The sequence below is a fragment of the Collinsella aerofaciens genome (genome assembly GCF_040926185.1).
Taxonomy (GTDB): Bacteria; Actinomycetota; Coriobacteriia; order Coriobacteriales; family Coriobacteriaceae; genus Collinsella; species Collinsella aerofaciens_BC.
In genome coordinates this window covers 108689-117705 of the sequence record NZ_JBCOIQ010000006.1, presented here as the reverse complement: position 1 = coordinate 117705, position 9017 = coordinate 108689, and the positions used below count along the sequence as shown (strand labels likewise).

Below are 9017 nucleotides of genomic sequence, written 5' to 3'. Positions count from 1 at the left end.
GGGTATCGGGTTCCCACATTCATCCGCACATGTGCGGATGAATGTGGGAAGTGTTCGGATGAAGTTGATAATCAAGGCAGACCCGCCCCGTCCGCCCCGTCATCTGTGGTTTACGTGGGGGCATGCGAAGCGCGGGTATACTAACCGGCGGCGAATCTGCTCCATCGCTTAGAGCTGCTGCGTCTGGACGGCGCGTGATAGGGCTGCCAAAGCGATCGCCAGCGTGCTGAGCAACGTCCTCTCTGTGCGCACCTGTTTTTGTATGTATTAGCGCACTACCAAGCACGCTCGCGCGGCCGCATGCCGTGCCCATAACGCGTGCAGATAAGGAACAACAACATATGCGTAATTCTGTATCCGACGTCACGGACGCCGAGATTCTGGACGAGACCCGCGAGGCCATGACCCAGGCTGCCTTCGATGCGGCCGACGAGGCCAGCGCCGCCGAGACCGTCGAGTCCGCGACCGAGAACCTGCCCGCCTTTGACGAGCTGGGTCTTTCGGACGAGATGCTTCGTGCCATCGAGAACCTGGGCTACACGGCGCCCACGCCTGTCCAGGCCGGCTCGATCCCCGTGGTGCTCGAGGGCCGCGACCTGCTTGCCGCCGCTCAGACCGGCACCGGCAAGACGGCCGCCTTCTTGCTGCCGACCATGAATAACCTGGAGCACATCGCTCCGCCCAAGCCCGTGCGCGAGCGTGGCGGCCGCGACCGCCGTCGCGGTGCCAAGAAGCCCGAGGGCAACGGCCGCGGCCCCGTGATGCTCGTCATCACCCCCACGCGCGAGCTTGCCCAGCAGATCGATGAGGTCGCCGGCAAGATTGCCGACGTCACCGGCCATGTCGCCGTGACCGTCGTGGGCGGCGTGAGCTACAAGCCCCAGACCGCGGCGCTCAAGTACGGCTGCGACATTCTGGTCGCCACGCCGGGCCGTCTGGTCGATCTGATCGAGCAGGGCGCTTGCCACCTTGACGAGGTCAAGGTGCTGGTACTCGACGAGGCCGACCGCATGCTCGACATGGGCTTTTTGCCCGCCGTTCGCCGTATTGTGCGCGAGACGCCGGCCGAGCGCCAGACGCTGCTGTTCTCGGCCACGCTCGACGAGGAGGCCGTGGGCGAGATCACCGACCTGGTGAGCGACCCGGCCCGCGTGGAGATCGCGCCCGCCACGTCGACCGCCGACACCGTCGACCAGTTTGTGTTCCCGGTGTCCATCGAGGCCAAGAACAACCTGCTGCCCGAGTTCCTCAAAAAGGAGGGTCCGGAGCGCACTATCGTCTTTATGCGCACCAAGCACCGCGCCGACAGCTGCTGCCGTCGTCTGGAGCGCAAGGGCATCAAGGCCGCCGCGATCCACGGCAACCGCAGCCAGGCCCAGCGCGAGCGCGCGCTTTCGGCCTTCCGCGACGGCACCGTTGACGTGCTGGTGGCAACCGATGTCCTCGCCCGCGGCATCGACATTAGCGATGTGCGCTACGTCGTGAACTTTGACGTGCCGGCAGAGCCGACCGACTACATCCACCGCATCGGCCGCACGGGCCGCGCCGGTGAGCTGGGCTGGGCCATTACGTTTGTGACCGAGCAGGACGTCGATGAGTTCTACGAGATCGAGAAGCTCATGGACAAGACGGCCGACATTTATGACGCCGGCGACCTGCATGTGGGCCCCAATCCGCCCGCCGTTGATCCCGAGCGCGACCCTGCGGCCTTTAAGGTGAAGAAGAAGACCAAGCGCGGCAAGTCCAAGAGCAAGAAGAAGCTCGAGCAGGCACGTCGCGACGGCAAGCGCAACGGCGACGATTACGGCGATGTGGCCGGTCGTTCCAACCGTGGTCGCGACGAGCGTCGCGGCGACGGCGAGCGTCCGAGCCGTCCCAAGCGTGGCGGCAAGACCCGCGTGCGCGAGGGTGTTCAGGCTCGCGTGGACGAGGCTGTGGAGAGTGTGGCCCGCGAGGTGGTTGCCGAGGAGCGCGGTGCCGGTGCCGGTGCCGCCGAGCAGGCCCCGCGCGGCAACCGTGCCGAGCGCCGTGCCAAGCAGTTCCAGGGCGAGGCACATCGCCGTCGCCGCGAGGACGAGGACCGCGGCGGTCGTCGTCGTGTTGAGCGCGAGGACGAGGGCCGTGGCTCGCGTGGCGGCAAGCGTGGTGCGGGCGACCGTCGTCGTTCCGGTCGCGATGACGAGCGCGGCGGCCGTGGTGAGCGCCGTGGCGGCGAGTCCCGTGGCGGCAAGCGCTTTGATGAGCGCGGCGGCCGTGGCGGCGAGCATCGCGAGGGCACTCGTGGCAACGGTGGCCGCAGCGGCGCAGGTCGTTCGAATGAGTCGCGTGATCGTCGCGACCCGCGTGCCAGCCGCGATCGTCGCGATGACTGGCGTAACTACGACGACACCCGCGAGGAGCGCCGTGGCGGCTATCGCGGCGGGCGTGGCGGCAACCAGGCCGGCTCCCGCGGCGGTCGTGCCGGCGGTCGCGATAATCGTGGCAGCTATGGTAACAATCGTGGCGGCAAGCGCGGCGGCAGCTCCCGTCGTCCCGGCGACGGCGGCGGCAAGCGTAAATAACATACGCATCGCGCGATAAGGCGAGATGAGTTTGGGCCCCGAGCAGACTATGCTCGGGGCCCTTTTGTTTATCGTAACCACCGCTAGTCCAAATTTGATTGCCTCGGGAATGCACCAGAGCGAGGAGTGTCCCCGGGTGCCGGCAGAAAAGGAACGTCCCTAAGTGCCGCATTGTGGGTAACGCGTTTATCAAATATGGCATTTATCTGCGGTAATGTTCTATTTCACCGCTGAGGGTGACATTTTATACCGCCTGCCGAACTGCGTGGAGACCTAACAACTTTTTAGGTCAGTGTTGTGCGTGTAGCAACTTCGCCCGGCCTCGCCTCCGGGCTGCCATGCGAGAGGGGATCTTATGGCTCGACTGCATGTAATGGAACGCAGCCACGCTCAGGCCGTCATGGACGACCTGCACGATGCGCTCGGACGTCGTCTGGCGGTGAGTTCGCTCGCCCCGTGTCCCGTTGAGTTTACGGCAGCGCTCGTCAACCTGTGCTCCACCCAGAGCTGCGGCAAGTGCACACCCTGCCGCGTGGGCCTGAGCGCGCTGAGTGACCTGCTCGCCGATGTGCTCGAAGGACGCGCCGATGAGTCCACGCTCAACCTAATTGAGCGCACGGCCCGCACCATCTACCTTTCGAGCGACTGCGCTATCGGCTACGAAGCTGGCGCCATGGCACTCACGGCCATTCGCGGCTTCCGCGACGATTTTGAGCACCACATCCGCGAGCACTCCTGCGGCTTTGACCGCGAGGCCCGCGTCCCGTGCGTCTCGGGCTGCCCGGCGCACGTCGACATTCCCGGGTACATCTCGCTCGTCGAGGCCGGCCGCTATGCCGACGCCGTCAAGGTCATCCGCAAGAACAATCCGCTACCACTCGTCTGCGGCCTGGTGTGCGAGCATCCCTGCGAGATGCACTGCCGCCGCGGCATGGTCGACGACCCCATGAACATCCTCGCCCTTAAGCGTTTTGCCGTTGAGCACAGTGACCTCAACGACCACAAGCCCCATGTAGTGGACGACACCGGCAAGCGCGTCGCCGTGATCGGCGGCGGCCCGGCCGGCCTTTCCTGTGCCTACTACCTGGCCGTGATGGGCCACAAGGTGACCATCTTTGAGCAGCGTCATCACCTGGGCGGCATGCTGCGCTACGGCATCCCCAGCTATCGTCTGCCGCGCGAGCGCCTACAGGCCGAGATCGACTGGATCTTGAGCGCCGGTATCGACGTGGAGCTCGACCACTCCGTGAACGGCGAGGAGCTCGCTCGCCTGCGCGACGAGTTCGATGCCGTCTACCTGGCCATCGGTGCCCACAGCGACAAGAAGCTCGGTCTTCCGGACGAAGAGGCGCCCGGCGTGGAGTCGGCCGTCAAGATGCTGCGCGCCATCGGTGACGACGAGCTGCCCGACCTGAGCGGACAGCGCGTGTGCGTCATAGGCGGCGGCAACGTGGCCATGGATGTGGCGCGCTCTGCCGTGCGCTGCGGAGCCGAAAAGGCGAGCATCGTCTACCGCCGCCGCATCTGCGATATGACAGCCCAGGACGCCGAGATCGCCGGTGCCCAGGCCGAGGGCTGCGAGGTTCTGGAGCTTACGGCCCCGCTCGCCATCGAGACGGGCGAGGACGGTCGCGTGAGCGGCCTGCGCGTGCAGCCGCAGATTATCGGCGAGCCCCGCCGCGGGCGCCCGGCCCCGCGTGCCGCCGTCACGCCCGAGCAGGTCATTCCCTGTGAGCGCGTGTTCGTGGCCATTGGTCAGGACATTGACTCCAAGCCGTTTGAGGACATGGGCATCGCCTGCAAGTGGGGTCGCATCGTCACCGATTCGGACGGCGCCGTGCCCAACTTTAATGGCCTCTTTAGCGGCGGCGACTGCCAGACCGGCCCCGCCACTGTCATCCGTGCCATCAACGCCGGCCGCGTGGCTTCGGCAAATATCGACCGCTACCTGGGCTTCGACCACAAGATTAAGCTCGACGTGGAGCTGCCGACCGTTCAGTTTAAGGGCAAGCACGAGTGCGGCCGCTGCGAGCTGGGCGAGCGCGAGGCCGGCGAGCGCATTCACGATTGGAATCTGGTCGAACAGGGCCTTACCGAGGAAGAGGCACGCCAAGAGGCGAGTCGCTGCCTGCGTTGCGACCACTTTGGCTTTGGCGCGTTCCGCGGAGGGAGGAACCTGGAATGGTAGAGCTCAACAAAACCACCGCCGGCGACAACAGCGAAAACGGAGCGCACAACATGGTCAGGCTCATTATCGATAACTGCGAAGTCGTGGTGCCCGAGCACACCACGATCCTGGATGCGGCCAAGTCCGTCGGCATTCAGATTCCCACCCTGTGCTATCTGCGCGATCTAAACGAGATCGGCGGCTGCCGCGTGTGCGTGGTCGAGGTTGAGGGCTGCGACCAGCTGGTTGCCGCCTGCAACAACTACGTGCTCGACGGCATGGTGGTCCACACCAACAGCCCCAAGGCCCGCGAGGCCCGTCGCACCAACGTGCAGCTGCTGCTGTCCCAGCACGATTCGCAGTGCACGAGCTGCGTGCGCAGCGGCAACTGCAACCTACAGACCATCGCCAACGACCTGGGCATTTTCTATCTGCCGTATCAAAAGCATTTGGCGGGCGAGGGCTGGGATTTCGATTTTCCCATCATCCGCGAAAACGACAAGTGCATTAAATGCATGCGCTGCATCAAGGTGTGCGAGAGCGTGCAGGGCCTAGGGATTTGGGACCTGACCAACCGCGCCACGCATACCGCCGTGGGTACCCGCGGGCGCGCGCCGATCGGCAAGACCGATTGCGTCGCGTGCGGCCAGTGCATTACGCATTGCCCGACGGGCGCACTGCGCGAGCGCGACGATACCGAGACCGTGTTTGACGCGCTCGCTAATCCCGACAAGATCGTGCTGGTGCAGATCGCGCCTGCCGTGCGCAGCGCCTGGGGCGAGGAACTCGGCATTTCGCGCGAGGAGGCAACCGTTGAGCGCCTGGCTTGCGCGCTGCGCCGCGTGGGCTTTGAGTACGTGTTCGATACTGATTTCTCGGCCGACCTCACCATCATGGAGGAGGGCTCCGAGCTGCTCGAGCGTCTGGGCAAGGCCGCCAAGGGCGAGGGTGACAGCAACGGCTGGCCCATGTTTACGAGCTGCTGCCCGGGTTGGGTGCGCTTTGTGAAGGCGCGCTATCCGGAGTTTGTCGACAGCCTGTCCACGTCCAAGTCGCCGCAGCAGATGTTCGGCGCCATCGCCAAGACCTACTACGCCAAGGTGCTGGGCGTGGAGTCCGAGCGCCTGTTCGTGGTGTCCGTTATGCCGTGCACGGCCAAGAAGGCCGAGTGCGCGCTGCCGAGCATGGTGGGCGAGGACGGCGCGCCCGATGTGGACGTTGCGCTGACGGTGCGCGAGATGGTGCGCATGATCCGCGCGAGCCACGTGAGCGTGGACACGCTGGTCGAGGAGCCGCTCGATACGCCGCTGGGCTTTGGCACGGGCGCGGGCGTGATCTTTGGCGCCACGGGCGGCGTGATGGAGGCCGCCGTGCGCTCGGCCTACTACTTGGTGACGGGCAAGAACCCGGATGCCGATTTCTTTACTGACGTGCGCGGACTCGACGGCTGGAAGGAAGCCGTCGCCGATATCGATGGCACTAAGGTGCATGTTGCCGTGGCGCACGGGCTGGGCAACGCCGCCCGCCTGCTCGACGCGATTCGCGACGGCCGTGCGAGTTATGACTTCGTCGAGGTTATGGCATGCCCGGGCGGCTGCGTCGGTGGCGGCGGTCAGCCCATCCACGACGGTTGCGAGCTGGCAGCCGAGCGTGGCCAGGTGCTCTGGGGCCTCGATGCGAAGGCGGACATTCGCTTCTCGCACGAGAATCCCGATGTTCAGGCGTGCTACAGCGAGTTTTTGGGCGCGCCGCTCTCGCCGCTGGCCGAGGAGCTGCTGCATACCGACCATCACGCCTGGTCGATGCCCAACGAGGGGACGTGCTAGCGATGGGCGCGTTTAATGTTGAGCTGTCGCGCCGGGGGTTTGCCTCGGCGCTCGCCGCGGGCGCCCTGTCGCTTGCGCTCGCGGGCTGTGGCGGCGGGGCTGCCGGGGCCGGGTCTGCTGCGGGCTCGGCTGCCGGGTCTGCCGCTAGTGGTGCCGCTGCTGAGCCGATTGAGGTGCACGTCGCCTCGCTCAAGGGTCCGACGTCGATCGGTCTGGTGCAGTTTATGGACCAGGCGGCCGACGGTGCCACGGACAACGATTTCGACTTTGCGATCAGCACTGCCGCTGACGAGATCGTGCCCAAGGTCATTCAGGGCGATATCGACATTGCCCTGGTGCCCGCTAACGTGGCGAGCGTGCTCTACAACAAGACCGAGGGTGCGGTCCAGGTCATCGACATCAACACGCTGGGCGTGCTGAACGTGGTGACGGGCGACGCGAGCGTGGCCTCGTTTGGCGATCTGGCGGGGCGTACCGTCTACATGACGGGCAAGGGCACCACGCCGGAATACGTCATGAACTACCTGCTGGAGCGCGCGGGCCTGACCGGCCAGGTGTCGCTCGAGTTCAAGAGCGAGCCCACCGAGGTGCTGTCGGCCCTGCTTGCCGACCCGTCTGCCGTGGGCGTGCTGCCGGAGCCATTCAAGACCGCGGCCATCGCCAAGAGCGAGGGCAAGCTGTCGGCGCCGGTAAGCCTGACCGATGTGTGGGATGAGCTGGCGGGTGACACGGGTTCGCGTATGCTGACGGGTGTGACCGTGGTTCGCCGCGCGTTTGCCGAGGACCATCCCGAGGCTGTGGCAGAGTTCTTGCGCTGCCATGAGGCGAGCGTGAAGGCCGTCAATGCGACACCGGCGGACTGGGCGCAGGCCGTGGTCGATGCGGGTATCGTCGATAACGCCGCGATTGCCGAAAAGGCGATTCCCGGGTGCATGCTTGTATGCCAGACGGGGAAAGATATGAAGGCGGCGCTCGGTGGGTACCTGCAGGTGCTGGCCGATGCGGATGCAAGCGCCGTGGGCGGCAAGCTCCCGGCTGATGATTTCTACTACATGGAGTAGCCCGTGCGTGCGTTTGCTCGGCAAATGACAGAGCGTGTGAAGGCGGCGGTGGCAGGTGGTGCCGTCGCCGCCTTTTGGCTTGCCGCGTGGGCGCTCGCGGCGGCGCTGGTGGCGCAGCCGTTGATCTTGCCGGGACCGGGCGCTGTTGTGGTGGCGTTGCTGCGACTGGTGTGTGATGCCGGCACGTGGGCGATTCTGGCAGGCTCGGGCTTGCGAATTTTGGGCGGGCTGGCGCTCGCTACGGCATGCGGTGGCGTGCTGGCGGGAGTCTCGGTGCGATCGCGGACGTTTGCCCGCCTGGTGGCGCCGGCGCTTTCGTTTGTTAAGGCGACGCCGGTTGCCTGCGTGGTGGTCCTGCTGCTCATTTGGCTGGGGTCGGCGCGCGTGAGCATTGCAGCGGTCTTTTTGATGGCGCTGCCGGGCGTGTATTTCTCACTGGTCGAGGGCTTGACGCAAGCGGATAAGCCGCTGGAGCAGATGTTTCGTCTGCATGGCGTGCGGGGCTGGCGTCTGTTTTGCGCCCATACCTGGCGCGAGGTCCTGCCGTTTGTGCTTTCGTGCGCCCGGGCCGTGATTGGCATGAGCTGGAAGGCCGGCGTGGCGGCGGAGCTGATCGGCATGGCGACGGGCACCGTGGGCGAGCGTATCTATCAGGCAAAGCTGCTTATCGAGACAGCGGATCTGCTGGCGTGGACCGTGTTGGTCGTGGCGGCATCGTGGGCATGCGAGCGTGTGCTGGTGTGGTTGCTGCGGGCTTCGGGGCCAGCGGCATGGCGTGTGGCCGTGCGGGCGCATGGGCGCGGTGCTCGCGGGCGTGCGGCCTCTGCTGGTGCCGGCGCTGCGGCGGTGCTTGCGCTTGCCGTGGGCGATCGTGCGCCCTGGGCGCCGGCGCTCGACGGTCTGGTGCTCAACGTACCCGCGGGCGGGCGTGTTTGCGTGATGGGCGCTTCGGGCGTGGGCAAGTCGACGCTGCTCGCCCTGGCGGCGGGGGAGTGCGTGCCGTGCTCGATGGTGTTTCAGGACGCGCGCTTGATCGAGTCCGTCTCGGCGCTGGATAACGTGCTGGTGTGTGCCGATGCGCGCGTGGACGCCTCGAGTGCCGCAGCCCTGTTGCGCCTGCTGGTGCCGGGGGTCGATGTACATGCTCGTGTGGCCGAGCTCTCGGGCGGGCAGCGCCGTCGCGTCGAGATTGCCCGAGCCCTGCTGTGCGGCGGTTGCGCCGTCATTCTGGATGAGCCCTTTACCGGTTTGGATGCCGCTGCGCGTGATGCGACGGCCGGCGTCGTGCTCGAGCTGCTCGATGGCCGAACGCTCCTGCTCGCCACACATGACCCCATCGACGCTCAGGCGCTCGATATCTCGGACGTCATCACGCTCTAAATACTTACTCAGCAACAAAATG

At 65.9% G+C, this 9017-nt stretch carries 5 protein-coding genes; all 5 read left to right on the top strand.

Annotation, left to right across the window (positions count from 1 at the left end; genetic code table 11):
* Positions 1 to 341 precede the first annotated feature (341 nt).
* The 5 genes from AB5750_RS04530 (at position 342) to AB5750_RS04510 (ending at position 8995) form a co-directional block, all read left to right on the top strand.
* On the top strand, positions 342 to 2561 hold the full coding sequence (locus tag AB5750_RS04530; RefSeq protein ID WP_368145442.1) for a DEAD/DEAH box helicase: 2220 nt from the start codon (positions 342 to 344) through the stop codon (positions 2559 to 2561).
* A gap of 355 nt (positions 2562 to 2916) precedes the next feature.
* Positions 2917 to 4749: an NAD(P)-binding protein gene (locus AB5750_RS04525; RefSeq protein WP_368145443.1), complete on the top strand. Its 1833-nt coding sequence runs from the start codon at positions 2917 to 2919 to the stop codon at positions 4747 to 4749.
* Positions 4743 to 6554, top strand: coding sequence for a [FeFe] hydrogenase, group A (locus AB5750_RS04520; protein WP_438266011.1), 1812 nt, complete (start codon positions 4743 to 4745; stop codon positions 6552 to 6554). Before AB5750_RS04525 ends, AB5750_RS04520 begins: the two co-directional genes overlap by 7 nt.
* A 2-nt stretch (positions 6555 to 6556) precedes the next feature.
* Positions 6557 to 7615 carry an ABC transporter substrate-binding protein gene (locus AB5750_RS04515; RefSeq protein WP_368145444.1) on the top strand — a complete coding sequence of 353 codons (1059 nt, stop codon included), beginning with the start codon at positions 6557 to 6559 and terminating at the stop codon, positions 7613 to 7615.
* Between the two features lie 48 nt (positions 7616 to 7663).
* Complete coding sequence (locus AB5750_RS04510; protein WP_368154923.1) at positions 7664 to 8995, top strand: ATP-binding cassette domain-containing protein; 1332 nt, start codon at positions 7664 to 7666, stop codon at positions 8993 to 8995.
* Positions 8996 to 9017: the final 22 nt, after the last annotated feature.